Origin of the sequence: Thalassotalea sp. HSM 43, assembly GCF_004752005.1 — a bacterium.
Taxonomy (GTDB): domain Bacteria; phylum Pseudomonadota; class Gammaproteobacteria; order Enterobacterales; family Alteromonadaceae; genus Thalassotalea_A.
Window position 1 is genome coordinate 3860140 of the sequence record NZ_CP038493.1, and the last position, 20408, is coordinate 3880547.

General features: G+C 43.8%; 16 protein-coding genes. 6 read left to right on the plus strand and 10 right to left on the minus strand.

The window, feature by feature from the left end; translation table 11 throughout:
• Positions 1 to 6 precede the first annotated feature (6 nt).
• Together E2K93_RS16905 and E2K93_RS16910 are read right to left on the minus strand one after the other, a co-directional pair.
• Positions 7 to 1053 carry a 3-deoxy-7-phosphoheptulonate synthase gene (locus E2K93_RS16905; protein ID WP_135440217.1) on the minus strand — a complete coding sequence of 349 codons (1047 nt, stop codon included), beginning with the start codon at positions 1051 to 1053 and terminating at the stop codon, positions 7 to 9.
• 134 nt (positions 1054 to 1187) lie between these two features.
• Entirely contained in the window at positions 1188 to 1997 is an 810-nt protein-coding gene (locus E2K93_RS16910) for a pyruvate, water dikinase regulatory protein (RefSeq protein WP_135440218.1), read from the minus strand.
• A 154-nt stretch (positions 1998 to 2151) separates the two neighbouring features.
• Here E2K93_RS16910 and ppsA point away from each other — a divergent pair, with 154 nt between their 5' ends.
• The 4 genes from ppsA to E2K93_RS16930 all read left to right on the plus strand — a co-directional run bounded on the left by ppsA (position 2152) and on the right by E2K93_RS16930 (position 9522).
• Positions 2152 to 4527 carry a phosphoenolpyruvate synthase gene (gene ppsA / locus E2K93_RS16915; protein ID WP_135440219.1) on the plus strand — a complete coding sequence of 792 codons (2376 nt, stop codon included), beginning with the start codon at positions 2152 to 2154 and terminating at the stop codon, positions 4525 to 4527.
• Between the two features lie 199 nt (positions 4528 to 4726).
• Positions 4727 to 7777 carry an FAD-binding and (Fe-S)-binding domain-containing protein gene (locus E2K93_RS16920; RefSeq protein WP_135440220.1) on the plus strand — a complete coding sequence of 1017 codons (3051 nt, stop codon included), beginning with the start codon at positions 4727 to 4729 and terminating at the stop codon, positions 7775 to 7777.
• A gap of 18 nt (positions 7778 to 7795) precedes the next feature.
• Entirely contained in the window at positions 7796 to 8317 is a 522-nt protein-coding gene (locus E2K93_RS16925; protein WP_135440221.1) for a GNAT family N-acetyltransferase, read from the plus strand.
• A 221-nt stretch (positions 8318 to 8538) separates the two neighbouring features.
• Positions 8539 to 9522: an alcohol dehydrogenase catalytic domain-containing protein gene (locus E2K93_RS16930; RefSeq protein WP_135440222.1), complete on the plus strand. Its 984-nt coding sequence runs from the start codon at positions 8539 to 8541 to the stop codon at positions 9520 to 9522.
• Between the two features lie 90 nt (positions 9523 to 9612).
• Here the strand turns inward: E2K93_RS16930 and E2K93_RS16935 are convergent, their stop codons facing one another.
• Complete coding sequence (locus E2K93_RS16935; protein ID WP_135440223.1) at positions 9613 to 10656, minus strand: Glu/Leu/Phe/Val family dehydrogenase; 1044 nt, start codon at positions 10654 to 10656, stop codon at positions 9613 to 9615.
• A 251-nt stretch (positions 10657 to 10907) separates the two neighbouring features.
• On the opposite strand from E2K93_RS16935, the gene E2K93_RS16940 reads away from it, so the two are divergent.
• Entirely contained in the window at positions 10908 to 11330 is a 423-nt protein-coding gene (locus E2K93_RS16940; protein WP_135440224.1) for a DUF4826 family protein, read from the plus strand.
• Positions 11331 to 11382: 52 nt separating this feature from the next.
• Here E2K93_RS16940 and E2K93_RS16945 read toward each other — a convergent pair whose 3' ends face one another.
• The 7 genes from E2K93_RS16945 to E2K93_RS16975 form a co-directional block, all read right to left on the minus strand.
• Positions 11383 to 11844, minus strand: coding sequence for a GNAT family N-acetyltransferase (locus E2K93_RS16945; protein ID WP_135440225.1), 462 nt, complete (start codon positions 11842 to 11844; stop codon positions 11383 to 11385).
• 130 nt (positions 11845 to 11974) lie between these two features.
• On the minus strand, positions 11975 to 13117 hold the full coding sequence (locus E2K93_RS16950) for a cupin domain-containing protein (protein ID WP_135440226.1): 1143 nt from the start codon (positions 13115 to 13117) through the stop codon (positions 11975 to 11977).
• Positions 13118 to 13354: 237 nt separating this feature from the next.
• Entirely contained in the window at positions 13355 to 14722 is a 1368-nt protein-coding gene (purB, locus tag E2K93_RS16955) for an adenylosuccinate lyase (protein WP_135440227.1), read from the minus strand.
• 16 nt (positions 14723 to 14738) lie between these two features.
• Positions 14739 to 15362, minus strand: coding sequence for a high frequency lysogenization protein HflD (gene hflD, locus E2K93_RS16960; protein WP_135440228.1), 624 nt, complete (start codon positions 15360 to 15362; stop codon positions 14739 to 14741).
• 18 nt (positions 15363 to 15380) lie between these two features.
• Positions 15381 to 16502, minus strand: coding sequence for a tRNA 2-thiouridine(34) synthase MnmA (mnmA, locus tag E2K93_RS16965; protein WP_267128082.1), 1122 nt, complete (start codon positions 16500 to 16502; stop codon positions 15381 to 15383).
• Positions 16503 to 16649: 147 nt separating this feature from the next.
• The gene (locus E2K93_RS16970; protein ID WP_135440229.1) at positions 16650 to 17102 is read right to left on the minus strand and encodes an NUDIX hydrolase; all 453 of its coding nucleotides are present in this window, start codon (positions 17100 to 17102) and stop codon (positions 16650 to 16652) included.
• 11 nt (positions 17103 to 17113) lie between these two features.
• Positions 17114 to 17821: a pseudouridine synthase gene (locus tag E2K93_RS16975; RefSeq protein WP_135440230.1), complete on the minus strand. Its 708-nt coding sequence runs from the start codon at positions 17819 to 17821 to the stop codon at positions 17114 to 17116.
• Positions 17822 to 18175: 354 nt separating this feature from the next.
• On the opposite strand from E2K93_RS16975, the gene E2K93_RS16980 reads away from it, so the two are divergent.
• The gene (locus E2K93_RS16980) at positions 18176 to 20404 is read left to right on the plus strand and encodes an NADP-dependent isocitrate dehydrogenase (protein ID WP_135440231.1); all 2229 of its coding nucleotides are present in this window, start codon (positions 18176 to 18178) and stop codon (positions 20402 to 20404) included.
• Positions 20405 to 20408 lie beyond the last annotated feature (4 nt).

Below are 20408 nucleotides of genomic sequence, written 5' to 3' on the forward strand. Positions count from 1 at the left end.
TCGCGTTTATTGCTTAGCGGCTTGTAATATATCGAGAATGGTTTCGCTTTGTTCTAAGTTGACACAAGCATCGGTAATGCTTTGTCCATAAACAAGCTTGTCTTCTTCACCCTCAATGACTTTTTGGTTTCCGGCAACCAAAAAGCTTTCAATCATAACACCAAAGATTTTATCAGACCCATTGCTGATTTGGGTGGCGATATCTTCGGCTACATTGATTTGACGATTATGATCTTTGCTTGAATTACCGTGACTGCAATCGACCATCACACTGGCGGTAATGCCGGCGCTGGTTAATTGTTCACATGCCGCATCGATGTGCTGTTCACCATAATTTGGCTGTTTACCACCACGCAATATAACGTGCGCATATGGATTGCCCGCGGTGCGGTAGATACACATTTGTCCGGTTTTATCAGGTGAATACAATACATGTGGAACACTAGACGCTTTAATGGCGTCCATAGCGATTTTAACATTACCATCGGTACCGTTTTTAAAGCCAACAGGGCAAGACAGTGCCGAGGCAAGTTCACGGTGAACCTGTGATTCGGTGGTACGAGCGCCAATGGCTCCCCAACTGATCAGATCGGAAATATATTGACCGGTAACCATGTCTAAGAATTCAGTGGCAGTAGGCAATCCCATGTCGTTGATTTGCATCAACAGGTTGCGAGCCAGGTGCAAGCCTTTCTCAACATTAAACGATTTATCTAAATCAGGATCTGAAATAAGGCCTTTCCAGCCAACCGTAGTGCGTGGCTTTTCAAAATAAACGCGCATAACGATATACATTTCATTAATGTATTTATCGTGTAACGTCTTAAGTTTGCGAGCGTAATCCAACGCGGCTTCAGTGTCATGAATAGAACACGGGCCGATTATCACTAACAAACGTTTGTCTTTACCACTGATGATATCTTCAATGACAGAACGTGAGTTGATGATAAATTGCGCATTTTCATCAGACAAAGGAATATCGCGAGCCAATTGCGCTGGTGAGATCAAGTGATCGATCAGCGAGGTGCGAAACTCATCGGTTTTAATTGTCATGTAAATTCTTGAGCTTACAAAAAATAAAGGCGCTAACTATATCAAAAACGGCTCTCTTTGGAACCGTTTTGCTTATATAAATAACGACTATTAAAGGATTAATTACACTATTGTAGTATGTAATAACATCGTTACTAGTATTTGTAGCGTTGTAAACCCGCTTCAGAGATGATTTTCGCCGAGATCTCTTCTACCGAAAAACTGGTGGTATTGATATAAGGAATGCGTTCCTTCTTATATAGCTTTTCAACTTCGCGAACCTCCATGCGACACTGGCGTGACGAGGAATACTTTGAGTTCGCCATGCGACCGTCTCTGATCTCCCGCAATCGCAGTGGTTCTATGGTTAAACCAAATAATTTTTTCTTATGTTTTTTAAGAAACTCAGGCAGAGCTAAATCGTCCATATCATCGTCGGTAAATGGGTAGTTTGCGGCTTTAATGCCATATTGCAACGCAAGGTACAACGAGGTTGGGGTTTTGCCTGAACGAGATACGCCAACTAGAATTACATCAGCGTGTTCGTAATCTGTTACTTTGCTGCCATCGTCATTTGCTAAGGCAAAATTCACGGCATCGATGCGATAATCGTAGCTATTTTCATGGATAGAATGGGTACGATGTGATTTAGGTTTTGCGGTAATTCCCAGCTCTTGTTCAACAGGGTTTACAAAATGCTCGAGAAAGTTATAGATAACCGCATCGCTAGAGTCAATGATCTCACGGGTTTCGGGCTTGACAAAGGTGTGAAAAACGAACGGTTTTTCGCCGCTGCGTTTGGCGGTTAAATTGATCTGTTTTTTGACCTCTTCGGCTTTATCCACGGTCTCTACAAAGGGAATGGTGACATGCTCAAATTCCATAGGGAACAACGAAAGTAGGGCGTGTCCAAAGACTTCAGAAGTGATTGCGGTACCGTCGGAAATGTAAAAAGCTGTGCGCATTTGGTAACTCTTGTGAAATGTCATTTAAAAACTTACATGTTGGGTTTTAGTTTATCTTGTTAATGTGTAAAATGTCGATGAATTTTAAGGGAGGCTGAAAATATAAGTCAGTCCCCATTATTACAATAAGCTTAATTCTTGTTAGGAGAACGACGTGCAAGAAAATGTACTTTGGTACCAAGACCTGGGTATGGGCGATGTGGACCGCGTTGGCGGTAAAAACGCATCATTAGGTGAAATGATTTCAAACCTGGCTAACGTCGGGGTTCAAGTACCAGGTGGTTTCGCGACCACTTCCTTTGCATTTAATCACTTTCTTGAGCAATCAGGTATCAATGAAAAAATCTATGCTGAATTAGATAATTTAGACGTTGATGACATCAGTGCTCTAACCGAGTGTGGCGCGAAAATTCGTCAATGGATTATCGATACGCCGTTTCTTCCTGAAATGCAAAAAGATATCGAAGATGCTTACGCGCAACTAGCCGGTGAATTTAGTGCAGAAGCGTCATTCGCTGTACGCTCGTCTGCAACCGCCGAAGATATGCCTGACGCGTCATTTGCCGGTCAGCAGGAAACGTTCTTAAATGTACGTGGCTTAGATGCGGTGATGACGGCCATCAAACATGTCTTTGCCTCTTTATTTAACGACCGTGCGATCTCTTATCGTGTGCATTCTGGTTACGACCATCGCGGTGTTGCCTTATCTGCTGGTATTCAACGCATGGTTCGTTCAGATATCGCGTCAAGCGGTGTTATGTTCAGTATTGATACCGAATCTGGCTTTGAAGATGTGGTGTTTATCACCTCGAGCTTTGGTTTGGGTGAAATGGTTGTACAAGGTGCGGTTAACCCGGACGAGTTCTACGTACACAAACCAACTCTAGCTGCTGGTCGTCCTGCGGTATTGCGCCGTAACATCGGTTCAAAAGCCATTAAGATGATTTACGCTGACACGCAAGAGCACGGCAAGCAAGTTGAAATCGTTGATATCGACGAAGCTGTATCTGATACCTTCTCGATTAACGATGCCGAGATTGAAGAGCTAGCAAAGCAAGCGGTAATCATTGAAAAGCATTACGGTCGTCCTATGGACATCGAATGGGCCAAAGATGGCCTAGACGGTAAGCTATACATTGTCCAGGCGCGTCCTGAAACAGTCCGTAGCCGTGAAAGTGCTAACGTAATTGAGCAATTCCAACTGCAAGACAAGTCTAAAGTTGTTTGTGAAGGTCGTGCAATTGGTAACAAAATTGGTAAAGGTAAAGTAAAAGTACTGGACTCAATTGATGAAATGGACAAGGTTCAAGAAGGCGATGTTCTGGTCACAGATATGACTGACCCTGATTGGGAACCTATCATGAAACGCGCATCAGCGATTGTCACTAACCGTGGCGGTCGTACTTGTCACGCGGCGATTATCGCCCGTGAAATGGGTATTCCAGCGGTTGTTGGTTGTGGTGATGCCACCGCTAAAATCAGTGACGGCAGTGATGTCACCGTATCGTGTGCGGAAGGCGATACCGGTTTTATCTATGAAGGTCAACTTGAGTACTCTGTGTCGACGTCTGAAATCGACAACATGCCAAGTATTCCAATGAAAGTCATGATGAACGTTGGTAACCCAGATCGTGCGTTTAGCTTTGCCCGTCTACCTCATGCTGGTATCGGCTTAGCTCGCGTAGAATTTGTTATCAACAAAATGATCGGCGTGCACCCTAAAGCGTTATTGAACTTTGATAACGAATCAGCGGATTTACAGCAAGAGATCAAAGAAATCATGGCAGGCTACGAGTCGCCGCGTGAATTCTACATCACAAAGCTTACCGAAGGTGTTTCAACCTTAGCAGCGGCGTTCTCTCCAGAGCGTGTTATCGTTCGTATGTCAGACTTTAAGTCTAACGAATACGCCAATTTAGTTGGTGGCGATATCTACGAGCCGGAAGAAGAAAACCCAATGATCGGCTACCGTGGTGCGTCTCGTTATATCTCTGAAGATTTCCGTGAATGTTTCGCGATGGAATGTGAAGCCATCAAACGGGTTCGCAATGACATGGGCTTGACCAACGTTGAAATCATGATCCCATTTGTACGTACGTTAGAAGAAGCTGAGCAAGTGATTGCGATTCTCGCTGAAAACGGCCTAGAGCGTGGCAAAGATGGCTTAAAAGTTATCATGATGTGCGAGCTACCATCTAACGCCATTTTAGCGGACCAGTTCCTAGATCACTTTGACGGTTTCTCGATTGGCTCAAATGATTTGACCCAGCTAACCCTAGGGCTTGACCGCGACTCTGGTTTGATTGCTCACTTATTTGATGAGCGCAACCCAGCCATCAAAGCACTACTTGAGATGGCCATTAACGCGTGTAAGGCACGTGGTAAATACGTTGGTATTTGTGGTCAGGGTCCATCGGATCACAAAGACTTTGCCCACTGGTTAGTTGAACAGGGCATCGATTCGGTTTCTCTTAACCCAGATACTGTACTTGATACCTGGTTATACCTTGCTGAGCAAAACAACAAATAGTTAGCTGCTTAACGGCAATAATGTGTAAAAGGGCCTTCGGGCCCTTTTTTAATGGTTAATATTCGCCAATTATGAATTAATAGTCATCTGCTTATACAATTCGCTCAATGTCGCTAAATTACTGGATAAACCCATTGTTTTTATAACAAATTTTTAGCATTATTAATGCCTGCCGTAATAAACAGAATGAATCTAGGATATGTTGCCTCGTTTAGATAGCACAGATATAACCTTACCTTTGTATCAAACCTACGCTAAAGCGTTAAAGAAAGCCGGTTTTAAAGGTGATATTGAAACCAGTTATTCGTCACGTTTAGCGGTGGCGACCGATAACAGTGTCTATCAACAAGTCCCGCAAGCGGTGATCCACCCAAAAACCGTGGAAGATGTCAAAATCATCAATGCGGTGGCAACAAGCGATAAGTTTCAAGAGATAAAATTCAGCGCACGTGGCGGTGGTACGGGCACAAATGGCCAGTCATTGACACCGGGTATCGTTGTTGACATGTCGCGCCATATGAAGCAAATCCTAGAAGTAAATACCGAACAGCATTGGGTCAAAGTTCAAGCGGGTGTGGTAAAAGATCAGCTGAATGAATTTCTTAAACCTTTGGGGTTTTTCTTTTCGCCAGACTTGTCGACCAGTAACAGAGCAACCATTGGTGGTATGGTCAATACCGACGCATCAGGCCAGGGCTCACTGCTTTATGGCAAAACCTCTGATCATGTATTGTCATTACGTTGCGTACTCGCCAACGGCGATGAGATGCATACCGAAAGTAAATCTCGTGACGAAGTTGAGGCGATAATTGCTCGCCAAGACAGTGAAGCTAAAGTATATCAAACCGCATTTTCAGCGTGTTTTGATAATCGTGAAAAGATCTTGGCTAAATTTCCTCGCTTGAATCGTTTTTTGACGGGCTATGATCTTGAAAATGTGTTTAACGATGATTTATCTAGGTTTGATATTGGTCGTTTGATCACCGGCTCCGAAGGCTCATTGGCAATGGTCACCGAGGCCAAGCTAAATATTACCCCCATTCCCAAAATCCGCGCCTTGCTGAACATCAAATACGACAGTTTTGAGTCGGCGTTGCGTCATGCGCCTGATTTGGTTAAAGCCAACGCGCTATCGGTGGAAACCGTTGACAGTCGAGTGCTTAATCTCGCTAAATCGGATGTGGTTTGGTATTCGGTATCAGATTTGATCACCGATGTTGCAGGCAAGGTTATGGATGGCCTGAACATAGTTGAATTTGCCGGCGACAGTGAGCAGGAAGTTGTTGAACTGATAGAGCAATTACAATTGCGCCTAAATGACAATATTGAACAGCAACAACAAGGTGTTATTGGCTATCAAGTAACCTACGATTTAGCCTCTATTAATCGTTTGTACGGTATGCGCAAAAAGGCCGTTGGTTTGCTCGGTAATACCGAAGGCAAAGCCAAACCTATCGCATTTGCCGAAGATACTGCGGTACCACCGGAAAACTTAGCCGACTTTATACTTGAGTTCAGACAATTACTTGACAGCTACCAGTTAGATTACGGCATGTTTGGCCACATCGATGCCGGTGTATTGCACGTTCGACCTGCGTTAGATATGTGCGATCCGCAACAAGAGCAAACCATGCGAGAAATCTCCGATCAGGTTGTCGCATTGACGGCCAAATATGGTGGTTTAATGTGGGGTGAGCATGGCAAAGGCTATCGCAGTGAGTATGGACCTGAATTCTTTGGTGATGAATTGTTTATGCAATTACGTCGCATCAAAAGCGCGTTTGACCCGTTAAACAAAATGAATCCCGGTAAAATTTGCACGCCATTAGACTCAACAGAGCAATTGGTCAGTGTCGATGGTGTGAAACGTGGCTTTTACGATAGACAAATACCGGTTCGAATTCGAGAGTCACTGCCATCAGTGACCAACTGTAATGGTAATGGCCTGTGCTTTAATTTTGATCCGAAATCGCCAATGTGCCCATCGAGCAAAATCACCGGTGATAGACGACATTCTCCTAAAGGTCGTGCCGGATTAATGCGTGAATGGTTGCGATTGCTGGCGGACAAAGGCGTTGATTTTAATGATCTAAGCCGTCAAGCAAAAGGCTTTAGCATCAAATCATTGGCGATAAAAACAGTCAATAGTGTTAAGGGCAAGGTAGGGCAATACGACTTTTCCAACGAAGTGATGGAGGCAATGAGTGGTTGTCTCGCGTGTAAAGCGTGTGCCAGTCAATGTCCGGTTAAAGTTGATGTGCCAGAGTTTAAAGCCAGATTCAGTGAAGTTTATTACTCACGCTATTTGCGCCCTTTAAAAGATCACTTTGTAAGTAACATCGAATCTATGGCACCGAAGATGGCGATGTTGCCATCATTGGTAAATCTAACCGTCGATAATAAGTTGTTTTCAATATTCTCCAAGCAGGTTCTAGGCTATGTTGATACGCCTTTGCTGTCGGTTCCGAGTTTGAAAAACAATATTAAAAGCCATGACTATCGTAAATTTGATCTTGCTGGTTTTGCCAAATTAACCGATGAGGAACGTAATAAACTGGTTGTCGTGGTGCAAGACCCGTTCACCAGTTTTTATGATGCTGAAGTGGTCAGTGACTTTATGGCACTTATTAAAGGGCTGGGCTTTGATCCTGTGTTGTTACCGTTTATGCCAAATGGTAAGCCGCAACACGTGAAAGGCTTTTTAGAGAAATTTGCTAAAACCGCCAAAACCAGCAGCGATTTACTGAATCAGATTGCTCAACTTGATATTACCATGGTCGGCTCTGATGCGTCATTAGTGTTGTGTTACCGCGATGAATACAAGCAAATTCTGGCGGATGAACGGGGGGATTTTGAGGTGCTGTTGGCACACGAATGGCTAACTCAGATCATTGCTGATATGGATCAGCCGGAACAGAAATATCTACCGATTTATCAATTGTTTAGCCATTGTACCGAGAAAACTGCATTACCTGCGAGTGAGCAACATTGGCAAACCATTTTTGAATTCTTTGGTTTAAAACTGCAACCTATGGCGGTCGGCTGTTGTGGTATGGCAGGCACCTATGGACATGAAGCGAGTCATTACGATAACTCAAAAGGCTTGTATAAATTAAGTTGGCAGAAACCGGTTGCCTCCGGTGACACCAATTACCAACTCGCCACTGGCTTTTCTTGTCGCTCACAAGTAAAACGTTTTGGCCAAAAACGACTACGACACCCGGTTCAAGCATTGCTTAGCCACATTTAATATCAGAGCACACTAATAATGATTGTTTGTCACACTGCCGTAAAAATTATAGAGCCCAGCCTGCAATACCAGCAGGCTTATCAGCATTATATTGAGCGTTTAGGTGATGAAGAGCGCTACCCGTTTGTACTCGATTATGACTCTACTGACTTTGCTCAATACATTGCGTTAATGCAAGACCTAAAAGACGGTAAGGTAACGGGCAAAGTTGCCAGCTCAACGTTTTGGCTTATGGATGGTGAGCAGATCCTTGGGGTGAGTAACCTACGCCATTACCTCGATGACAGTATTCGCGAGATTGGTGGCCACATTGGCCTTGGTATCAGCCCTGAATTGCGTGGCCAAGGATTATCAAAACGATTATTGCAATTGACCCTAGACAAAGCCGAGCAACTCGGTATCAGCTGTGTGCACCTGCATTGTTATCAACACAATCTAGCATCGAATAATATGATCCGTGCCTGTCAGGGACAACTTGACTCAGTGGTTGAAGATGCATCTGGCACTGTCATTAACCGTTATTTGATCACCGTAGCATAATTTAACAAAAATACGCTGTGAGCGCGGTTAGCGCGATTATCTTTGTTAGCTTAGCGTACCTATCTCGTTGTAAATCATAGCCTGTTAAGCTGCCAAGTTTATGGCGCTTAACGTCAGCTTATTCGCTCTTATTGCGGTTCCATTAGCCTTGTCTATAGTGTTATGTAAACCATAGTCGTGTTATGTAAACAATAGTTCCTAGAGATAGGCGGTGCTAAAACATGAAAGCCGTTACCTTTGATCCGCACAGCGATACTTTCGCATTGTCCAACATCGAGATCCCCAAATTACAATACGAGACCGATGTCTTGCTTAAAACCCACGCCTGTGGCCTTAACCCGGTCGATGCAAAAATCCATTTATGGAAAGCAATGGTTAATGACATGTCAGCGCAATGGGTGCCTGGATTAGACGTAGTAGGAGAGGTCGTTGACGTTGGCAGCAAGGTCGATAAATTTAAGGCCGGAGATATGGTGCTATGTCATGGCAATATGCTCAGAGCTTATGGCGGTTTTGCCGAGTATTGTATACAAGACTCAGAAGTCTTATTGCCTTTACCCGCTGTGGATGTCGCAATCGCGGCTGCGACACCGTGCGCTGGTTGGACTGCATGGCGTGCTCTAGTTGACAAACTTAATGTTGCAGACCGTAACAGCGTGCTAATTACTGGTGGTGCTGGCGGGGTTGGTTCTTTTGCGGTGCAATTGGCACGTTACTTTCAGTTAGACACCATTATCGCCACATGCTTGGCAAAAAATGCAGCATTCGTATCTCAGCTTGGTGCGACTGATGTTATTGACTATCAAAGTGATGATGTTGTTGCTCGAGTAAAACAAATAACCAATCAACAGGGCGTCGATATCGGCTTGGATACCGTTGGTGCAGATAACGATATTATTGTCGCCAATAGTCTTCGTTTTGATGGGCAAATGGTCGAGATAGTCGATGTCGTTAGACCTGATGCCTATGACAATGCGTTTTTAATGGGGCTTGGCTTTCATCAATTGTCATTAGGAGCCGGTCATGGCCATGGCCGGTTGGGTAAGGCCAGTATCGTTTTTGCGGGTCAACAATTTAGTCAACTTGTTGAGGCGGGTAAGATTGCAGTGCCTTCACTTGCGTCAATTACAATTGAGCAAGTACCTACGGCGTTAAACGATATGCTTAGTCAGAGGACGGTTGGTAAAATCGTCATGTGTTTGTAGCCAGTGCTGCTATCGAATCTAACTCGCAAAATAAAAAGGTAAGCCATTGGCTTACCTTTTTTGTTTATTTACTTTTGCTTTTGCTGTTTTTTATTGGTGACCGTTGGCGATGATCTCGCGCGCCATTTGATCGGCAACCTGTCCCGTTGGTAGATCCAACTCGTCTGCCTTAGTAAACACCGTCATCATTGTGTGATAAATATTCTCTACCAAGCGTGTCGCTTCGTCGGCACAGTAAGGCTCTGGATAGATTTCTAAGGCAACGTTAATAATGCCGCCAGCGTTTATCACATAATCTGGTGCGTACAAAATGCCTTTGTCTTTAACGATTTGATCGTGACGGTATTCGGCCAGCTGATTATTGGCACAACCGGCGATAATCACGGCTTTTAATTGAGCAATGGTATCATCGTTAATGCTTGAGCCTAACGCACATGGTGAAAACACATCAACATCTTGGCTGTATATCTCGTCTAGACCAACGACGGTCGCGTTCAGTTCGCTAGCCGCTCTTTGTAATGTGTGTTCATTGATGTCGGTAACGATCAGGCTTGCACCGGCTGCATGAAGCTTTTCACATAAAGAGTAACCAACACTGCCTAAGCCTTGCACAGCGACACGAATGCCGTTCAAATCATCTTTACCCAGTTTATGTTTAACCGCGGCTTTAATACCTAGGAATGTACCAAGTGCGGTAAATGGACCAGGGTTACCACTTTTACCTTCTAGACCAGAAACAAACTCTGTTTCGGTATTAACCATGGCCATGTCTGCGGTCGTGATATTAACATCTTCGGCAGTGATATAACGACCACCGACACGGTTTACCGCGCGACCGAACGCCTTAAATAAAGCGTCTGATTTAAGTTGTTTTGGGTTACCAATGATAACCGCTTTACCACCGCCAAGTCTTAAACCGGCCATAGCATTTTTATACGTCATACCTTTTGAAAGACGCAATACATCTTTTAAGGCGTTCTCTTCGTTTTCATAATCCCAAAAACGACAACCGCCAGCCGCAGGGCCTAGGTTGGTATTGTGTACTGCAATGATGGCTTTCAATCCGGTTTGTTCATCAGAACAGTAAACAACCTGTTCGTGGTGATCAAAGTCGGTTAAGTTAAATAGCGCCACAATATTCTCCCGATGTTTGTTATTTGTGTGCTTAATATTGAAGACTGTTGTGCACAGATGAAAATAATGGGCAAACATAGCATTTTCGTGCGCAAGACTCTATCTTTTCTACCGTAATTAATGGCAATTTCAACGTCTATAATTGTTCAGATAAAATTACAGTGTAATTTTTCAGCATCTGTATCAATAATGCTTGTTTTTATGTTGCAATTCTGCGAAATTGAGCAGATTCAGATTCTCAGAGAAGTACTATGACAGAAACAAACCAACAACCGCCTATGAGCGAAGAGCAACGCTCTGCATGGGTTAGAGAACAATATCAAAAAGCAACCAAGTATCTGGCACAAAAAGGTGTGGTAACCAATAGTGTTGCACCTGAATCAAGTCGTTACTTACCACCTGTGGTTGCGGTTTGGAAATTGCAAACCACCAACAATGAAAAAGTGTGGGTGATCAGTGGTGATGTTCCTTGCGATCATATAACCGCAGACGCCGAGAGCAGCGTACGTGACGTATTGCGTAATTTCTCAATGAAGTGGCAAGTACAGGCGGAAAACATTCGTCATACAGCAAAAGACAAAAGTCATTTGGTATTTGCTTCATACTTGGTATCTAGAGCGGAAGGCTTATATCAATTATTTGAAAATGATCACTTCTGGAAAGAAGAGCAATAACTGCTACCGCGACAATAAGCGCTTTTATCCCCTTGAGCTGACTTCACAACGGTTAGTGAGATAAGTAAAAGCGCTTAAGACTTACATCCGAAAGACTGCATATCATCCTCTGCCTTGGCACACCAGCCTCCATAAATACACCGCCTATCGGCCTAAAATTGTGTTTTGCAAAATAATCGACGGCGTCTAATGAACTGTTGATGAAAACTTCTTTTAATTTTTTTCGGCGGGCAATGTTGAGGAGGGTGTTGATAACGTCTTTACCGACGGGGGTCTTTCGCTTCGAGATAACCACGCATATTCTCGATATCTCGCCCTGACTGGTAATACGTCCTGTGGCGATGGGCTCTGCGGTGCTCTTATCGACGACTAATACGTGAAATGCTCGGCGATCATGACGATCAAATTCGACATTTCGTGGGATACGACGTTCAAATACGAACACCTTCTCACGAACAGCTTTTAATTGCTGTTCCGCATCGCGCCAATTGACGATATTAATTTGGTAAGACATAACCTGTTCCGCATCATTAACCAAAGAGTAACGGCGTCAATACAAAGCATCGACGCACACTCTAGTCAGTTTGAAAACACAGGTTATGGTGTTTGCTATTAACGTGCGTTAATAAATACCACTAACTCGCCTACTCAAATGTCCAGAGCCCCTTATTTATAAGGCTAGTTAACAACTGGGTGTTTTTCAAACAGTCGGAGGAACTTTCTAAGTCATCGGATGTCAAAGGGTGCTTGCTTGTCAATTTTTGTGCAAGCGCAAGGGTGTCCTCGTCTAGAGCAAAAGCCTCGCCATTTGCATACATCGCTTGATGGTCATTTTCGTTAATTAATAAGCATTTTAAACCAAGCACTGGTTGCAGGGTTTCACCCTCGGAAAATATCGATTCGATCACCGGCCAAGTTAACTCTTCTGTTGGCACTAATAGGTTCAAGGTATGATGTACTTGAGTCATTTGCTTACCAAGAAAGTCTTGCAATATATGCTTATCGTTGATGGCGCTGTGCATCACTTGTTGCAACAAGGTCACATCGTCGTCAGCTAGTATATTGGGTGCGCTGGTTGTCTTTCGTTGACTGTCATCAAACCTGTCTTCAAGTAATTGATTATCAATAAGATAGTCAGCTAAACCAGAAATTAACTCTTGTGGATTCGGAGCCTGAAAACCAACCGAGTAATTGACAGAATGATCGATTGCTACGCCATCATGAGGGTGGTTTGGTGGAATGTACAGCAAGTCACCAGGCTCGGTAATTTCGTCAATTACAGCCTCAAACTCACTGACTTGTTTTAGATCTTCATGGGGCAGTAATTGTTGTAAACTGGCATCCGGATTGCCAACGCGCCAGCGTCGTTTACCTTCGCCTTGAATTATGAATACATCGTATTGATCTAGGTGTGGGCCAACACCGCCACCAGGTGTGGAAAAACTGACCATCACATCGTCTATTCGCCAGTTTGGAATAAACGTAAATGGCTCAATTAATTGATTAACGCCGGCAAACCAATTATTTACTGCCTGTACCAATAATGTCCAATTAGCATCACCGAATTCACTAAAATCCTCGAATGGACCATGTTTTACATCCCATCTGTCATTATGGCTGGATACGATGCGAGACTCGATAAACTCTTCCATAGCAAGGCCTGCTAGTTCATTCGCATCAATCGGATCGGTGAAATCTTTAAACGCGTTTTTGATGATCAATGGCTGCTTTTGCCAATACTTTTCGAGGAATAACTCAGGGGTAAGGTCGTTAAATTGTATTTGCATGGTATGAGTTTAAAACGATTAGAGGTTGTTGTCGGCTATTATAGCCTTAAAACCACAGCGGAGTAAGAACTATAGAGTGAACAACACTAAGCACTCGGATAATGTTTGATAACACACAAAAAAGCCCAACGGATGTTGGGCTTTTACAGGTTTGCATTAAGCAGTGTCGTTAAATGTTGCTAACGGCGGCTATAACGCTAATAGTCTGCCGCAATACAACAGGGTAAACGTCGCTACTTATAATTCGTTGATGAACTCAATGGCACGACCGATATAGCTCGCTGGTGTCATTTTTTTCAATTCGTCTCGTGCTTCTTGTGGCATATCAAGGCCATCGATAAAGGCACGCATAGACTCTGCATCAACTCGCTTACCACGAGTTAACTCTTTTAGTTTCTCGTATGGCTTTTCGATACCGTAACGGCGCATTACTGTTTGAATTGGCTCTGCCAATAGTTCCCAGTTAGCGTCTAACTCGTTAAGTAATGATTGCTCATTGACTTCTAACTTGCTGATACCTTTTAAGGTGGCTTGATATGAAATCAATGAGTGGGCAAAACCAACACCTAAGTTACGTAGTACGGTTGAGTCAGTTAGGTCACGTTGCCAGCGAGAAACCGGTAGTTTTTGTGCCAAGTGAGCCATGATAGCGTTGGCAATACCTAAGTTACCTTCAGAGTTTTCAAAGTCGATTGGGTTAACTTTGTGCGGCATTGTCGACGAGCCAATTTCACCAGCAATAGTCTTTTGCTTAAAGTGACCCATGGCAATATAGCCCCAAACATCACGATCAAAGTCAATCAAGATGGTGTTGAAACGGGCAACCGCATCAAATAGCTCGGCAATGTAGTCATGTGGTTCGATTTGCGTTGTAAACGCGTTCCAAGTTACACCTAACGAGGTAACGAAGGTTTCTGAAAACTCATGCCAGTTTACTTCAGGGTATGCCGATAGGTGTGCATTGTAGTTACCAACAGCACCATTGATTTTACCTAACAATTCAACATTGGCGATTTGATCACGTTGACGACGTAAACGTACATACACATTGGCCATTTCTTTACCCATGGTAGATGGGCTAGCTGGCTGACCGTGGGTACGCGCCATCATTGGAATGGTTTGATACTCTACCGCCAAGTTTTTGATTGCCGCTAGAACGTCATCCATAGCCGGTAAAATAACCTGTTCACGGGCTTCTTTTAGCATTAGCGCGTGCGATAGGTTATTGATATCTTCTGATGTACAAGCAAAGTGAATGAATTCAGAAACTGCTGCAAGTTCTTCATTGCCAGCAACTTTTTCTTTCAATAGGTATTCCACGGCTTTCACATCGTGGTTGGTCGTTGCTTCGATTTCTTTAACGCGAGCCGCGTCTTGTTCAGAGAAGTTATCAACGATAGCGTTAAGCACGGCGTTAGCGTCTGCTGAAAAAGCAGGTACTTCATTAATGCCGTCAGTTTCAGCCAGTTTTTGTAACCAGCGAACTTCTACAGTTACGCGGTATTTGATTAGACCAAACTCACTAAAGATAGGACGCAAAGCTTTTACTTTACTGCCGTAACGACCATCTACTGGTGAAATAGCACTGATGCTTGAAAGTTCCATAGGTTTTCCCAAAAAGTTAAGGTTCATTTTTTAATAGTTGCTGGGCGGCGCTGACAAATTTGCGTCGACCAAATAATATGTTGCGGCGTTTTCCGCCAACTTGACGCCAAAGCACGGCACTGCGAATGCCGGCTAATAGTAGGGCGCGAATGCGGTGTTGATTACCCACTTGTTTTAATATGTTGGGTTCACCGGCTATTTGAATGCGCGTTGCCAACGGGCTGATAAGATCGGAATAGATGCTGGCAAATGCGTTCAGCATGGTATCGCTATTGATATCGTAGTGTTGCAATTGGCGTTGGCATTGTTCAATGCGATTACCGAGCTCGGCCATAATCTTAGGCTTACCTTGAAGTCGACGCTCTAGATTTAACAAGCTGACGATGTAGCGTGTTATCTCTGGGTCTTTTTGTACCGAGCCATCACCCAGTTGCGTGACAATAAGCGATAAACCTTGTTGTATGTTATCGAACTGTCCGCCATATACGTCAATGGCATCGCTTGGATTGGTATTGATAATACTTTGCAACATCACAACGAACTGTTGGTCATCCAATTGGTTTTTACGAGCAATACCTTGCACCATCGCCGCAGATTGGCATATGCCTGCAAAGGTTAGTGATTGTTGTTCAATACTCATACGCTGCTAATTAACCGTTTAATCTCGAATAAGGGTATCTATAATACCGCCACCTAAACATACTTCGTCTTGATAAAACACCACAGACTGACCTGGCGTGACGGAGCTTTGTGCGTTGTTAAATAGGATCTGATAGTTATCTTGATCAAGTCGTGTTACCTGACACGGCACATCGTTTTGGCGATAACGGGTCTTAACCGTGCAATTGAATGTCTCGCCCACGGCAACATCATGACGGTCGACCCAATGCAATTGCGAAGCAAGTAATCCGTTTGAAAACAGGCGAGGGTGATTTTTGCCTTGGCCTACGATCAAGACATTACGTTTTAGATCTTTTTCGACCACATACCATGGCTCTTCGCCAGCGTCTGCCATACCACCGATATGCAAACCTTTACGTTGCCCTAGCGTGTGATACATCAAACCTTGATGCTCACCGATGACTTTACCTTCAGCGGTTTCAATCTTACCAGGTTGTGCTGGCAGGTAACGGCCAAGAAAATCACGAAACTTACGCTCACCGATAAAGCAGATACCGGTCGAGTCTTTTTTATCGTGAGTGACTAAACCTTCACGTTCAGCGATAGCGCGTACTTCTGGCTTTTCGATGCCACCAACGGGAAATAGGGTACGACCAACTTGCTCATGGCTTAAGGTGTATAAGAAATAGCTTTGATCTTTATTGGCATCAAGACCACGTAGCATTTCATATTTGCCATTGTCATTGAGTCGACGATCAACATAATGACCGGTTGCAATGTAATCTGCACCTAAGTCTTCACAGGCAAATTCTAAAAATGCTTTGAACTTGATTTCTTTGTTGCACATGATATCTGGGTTTGGTGTGCGACCGGCTTTGTACTCTTCAAGGAAGTATTCAAAGACATTGTCCCAGTATTCTGCAGCAAAGTTTATGGTGTGCAGTTCTATGCCGAGTTTTTCACACACTTGTTGTGCATCTTTTAAATCTTCAGCAGCAGCGCAATATTCATCATCATCGTCTTCTTCCCAGTTTTTCATAAACAGGCCTTCCACTTGATAGCCTTGCTGTTGTAGCAAGTAAGCGGATACAGAAGAGTCAACACCACCGGACATGCCGACGATGACTTTGATGTTACTGTTATCTGTGTTGGATTCGATGTTCAAGGATGTAAATTTCCACAGCTGTTAAAAATGGCGCGCATTTTAACATGAAAACCTTAAAACAACATTAAAATTTAGCGACTATTTGGTTAATTTTCGTTGCCTTATTGTCAATGAATCAAGCGAGTTAGCGCGAATCATCGATTAGCTGATGTCTTCTTGCAGAATATCGAGACTGAATCTGGCGCCATTAACGTAATCATCTAAACATTTTTTTACCATAACGCTGCGTAATTGCGCTTGTTTGTCGATGATTTGTTGATAGCTCAGCCAATGACAAGCAATGATATCGTCGTCTTCTGGCGTTGCGTTAAGGCACTGATCTAACTCGACAATAAAACAGAAGCGGACATAGTAAATGTCGAGATCGGCGCGGTGGTTGTAGTAAATACCGCTGAGCCCTGACGGGGTAACGCTTAAACCTGTTTCTTCTTTTACTTCGCGTACAAACGCGTCATAGATGGTTTCATTGGCTTCGATGTGTCCTGCTGGCTGATTGTAGACAACCTGATCACTGTCTATCTCTTCCACCATCAAAAACTTACCTTGGCAATGAATAATGCCGGCGACGGTTGTATTGGGTTTAAACTGGCTCATGTAGGGACTCTTTATTGTGTGTTTTCGATTATACGAAACTCGCCGGGTTTTATATCACCTAGTTGATAGGGGCCTAGACTCACTCGTATTAAGCGCAAGGTTGGAAAGCCAACATGCGCAGTCATACGGCGAACCTGACGATTTTTGCCCTCGGTTAATATGATTTCTAACCAACTGGTTGGAATATTCTTACGTTCTCTAATCGGTGGCGTCCTTGGCCATAAATCTGGTTCAGATAATCGCTTGACCGTTGCGGGTTTGGTTAAGCCGTCTTTGAGTTCAACACCTTTGCATAACTGGGCAATGGCCTGCTCAGTTACGTCACCTTCGACTTGCACCCAATAGGTTTTGCGTTTGTTGTATTTGGGGCTGGCGAGCTTGTGTTGCAATTGGCCGTCATTGGTCAATACCAAGAGGCCTTCAGAGTCTTTATCTAATCGTCCTGCAGCGTAGACATCTTTGACTGTGATGTAGTCTTTTAATGTGGCGCGATTCGCGTCATCGGTAAATTGGGTTAATACATCAAAAGGCTTATTAAATAAAACAATGACTTGCTTTGACGGCCTAGGTTTCGCCGCTGTCTTTTTGCCAACCTTATTGTACGGCGCTCTTTTACCTGGTTTGTTTGTATCTCGATGCTTGGTTTGACTGCCTGCAGCAGTAAACTGAGATTTATTTGGTCTCTTGTTTGAACGCGTTTTGTGTGTTGAATCAGTCAATTATCTGGTCCATGTCGGTATTGATTAAGGTTCCGTTGAATGACTTTGGTCAATGACCAATATAAGCCTGATGAATACCCTATATAAATAAGAGTACTATTTTAATCTATCGCATATTGCTATACTAGCGCCCGATTAAAATAATGACTCTTTAGACGCTTTATGTCTGACTATTTACGCCTGCTCAGATAGGCCTAAATCGGCGGTTATCAATCGGCCCTCAGACAATGACAGACTCGTCGTTTTGCCAGTCTACATGCCACTGTATTATGGCGTGGTTCAATTCGTTTCGGCAAAGTCGGCAAAAAGAATTCCGGTCACAACAGATGGCCAACGCATAAAATAGGAAATCACATGACAACTGATAATTCTAACATCATTTACACCATCACTGATGAGGCGCCAGCGTTAGCAACGTACTCATTTTTACCTATCGTTCAAGCGTATGCTGCAACCGCTGGCATCAACGTAACAACGAAAGATATTTCATTAGCAGGTCGTATTTTAGCGCACTTCCCAGAATACCTTACTGAAGAGCAACGCATCGGTGATGCTCTAGCTGAGTTAGGTGAATTGGCAAAAACGCCAGAAGCGAACATCATTAAACTGCCAAACATCAGTGCATCGATTCCACAATTGCAAGCAGCGATTAAAGAATTGCAAGAAAAGGGTTACGCGTTACCTGATTTCCCTGAAGAAGCAAAGAATGATGAAGAAGCGGCTATCAAGGCACAGTACGCGAAAGTACTGGGCTCAGCTGTTAACCCAGTATTACGTGAAGGTAACTCAGACCGTCGTGCGCCAGCGTCAGTTAAGCAGTACGCTAGAAACAACCCACACTCAATGGGTGAGTGGTCAGCAGACTCTAAATCATACGTTGCCAGCATGACTGACGGTGATTTCTTCGGTTCAGAGCAATCAGTAACAATTGCTGATGCCACATCTGTGAACATCATTCATCGTGATGCCGATGGTAATGACACCGTATTAAAATCAGGTTTAGCGCTTGAGTCTGGTGAGATCATTGATTCATCAAGCATGAACAAAAACAAATTACGTACTTTCTTAGTTGAGCAAATCGCTGCAGCTAAAGAGCAGGGCATTTTGTTCTCATTACACATGAAAGCGACCATGATGAAGGTTTCTGACCCAATCATTTTCGGTCACTGTGTGTCGGTATTCTACCAAGACGTATTAGAGAAACACGCTGAGCTATTCGCTGAGTTAGGTGTTGATGTAAACAACGGTATCGGTGACGTTTACGCTAAAATCGCCAGCCTGCCTGCTGACAAGCAAGCTGAAATCGAAGCTGATTTCGTTGCGCTATACCAAGAGCGCCCAGACATGGCCATGGTTAACTCACACAAAGGTATTACCAACCTTCACGTGCCATCTGACGTAATCATTGACGCGTCAATGCCAGCCATGATTCGTTCATCTGGTTGCATGTGGAATAAAAACGACGAATTACAAGATACCATTGCGGTTATTCCTGATCGTTGTTATGCCGGCGTTTACCAAGCAACCATCGATTTTTGTAAGAAACACGGTGCATTTGATCCTCGTACTATGGGTACCATCCCTAACGTTGGTCTAATGGCGAAAAAAGCTGAAGAGTACGGTTCACACGACAAAACGTTTGAAGTTGCAGCGAACGGAACCATGCGTGTAGAAGACAAAGACGGCACCGTGTTAATGCAACACGATGTTGAGCAAGGCGATATCTGGCGTATGTGTCAGGTGAAAGATGCACCTGTTCAAGACTGGGTTAAGCTAGCTGTTAACCGTGCTCGTTTGAGCAATACACCAGCGGTATTCTGGTTAAATTCAGAACGTGCTCACGATGCTCAACTTATCAAGAAAGTTGAAGCATACTTACCTAACCATGACACTGATGGTTTGGATATTCGTATTTTGGCACCATTAGAAGCTACTGAGTTCTCACTTGAGCGCATGAAAAATGGTGAAGACACGATTTCTGTTACCGGTAACGTATTGCGTGATTACCTTACAGACTTGTTCCCAATCCTAGAATTGGGTACATCAGCGAAAATGCTATCAATCGTACCATTAATGAATGGCGGTGGTTTGTTCGAGACCGGTGCTGGTGGTTCTGCGCCTAAGCACGTTCAACAGTTTGAAAAAGAAAACTACTTACGCTGGGATTCACTAGGTGAATTCTTAGCACTTGCGGCGTCATTTGAGCACTTAGGTAATTTTGCCGGTAATGCAAAAGCACAAATCTTAGCGGATACCTTAGATGCAGCGACTGCGACATTCCTTGCAGAAAACAAGTCTCCTGCACGTAAGCTAGGTCAGATTGATAACCGTGGTTCACACTTTTATCTAACCATGTACTGGGCACAGGAATTGGCGGCACAAGATAAAGATGCAGAATTGAAGGCGCGTTTCGCTCCTTTAGCTGACGCATTAACATCTAACGAAGCGGCAATTGTGAATGAATTGAATTCAGCCCAGGGCGTAGCCAATGAAATTGGCGGTTACTACATGCCAAGTAACGAGGCTACTGCGGTAGCAATGCGTCCAAGTGCGACATTAAATTCTACAATCGAGTCTTTATAATTTT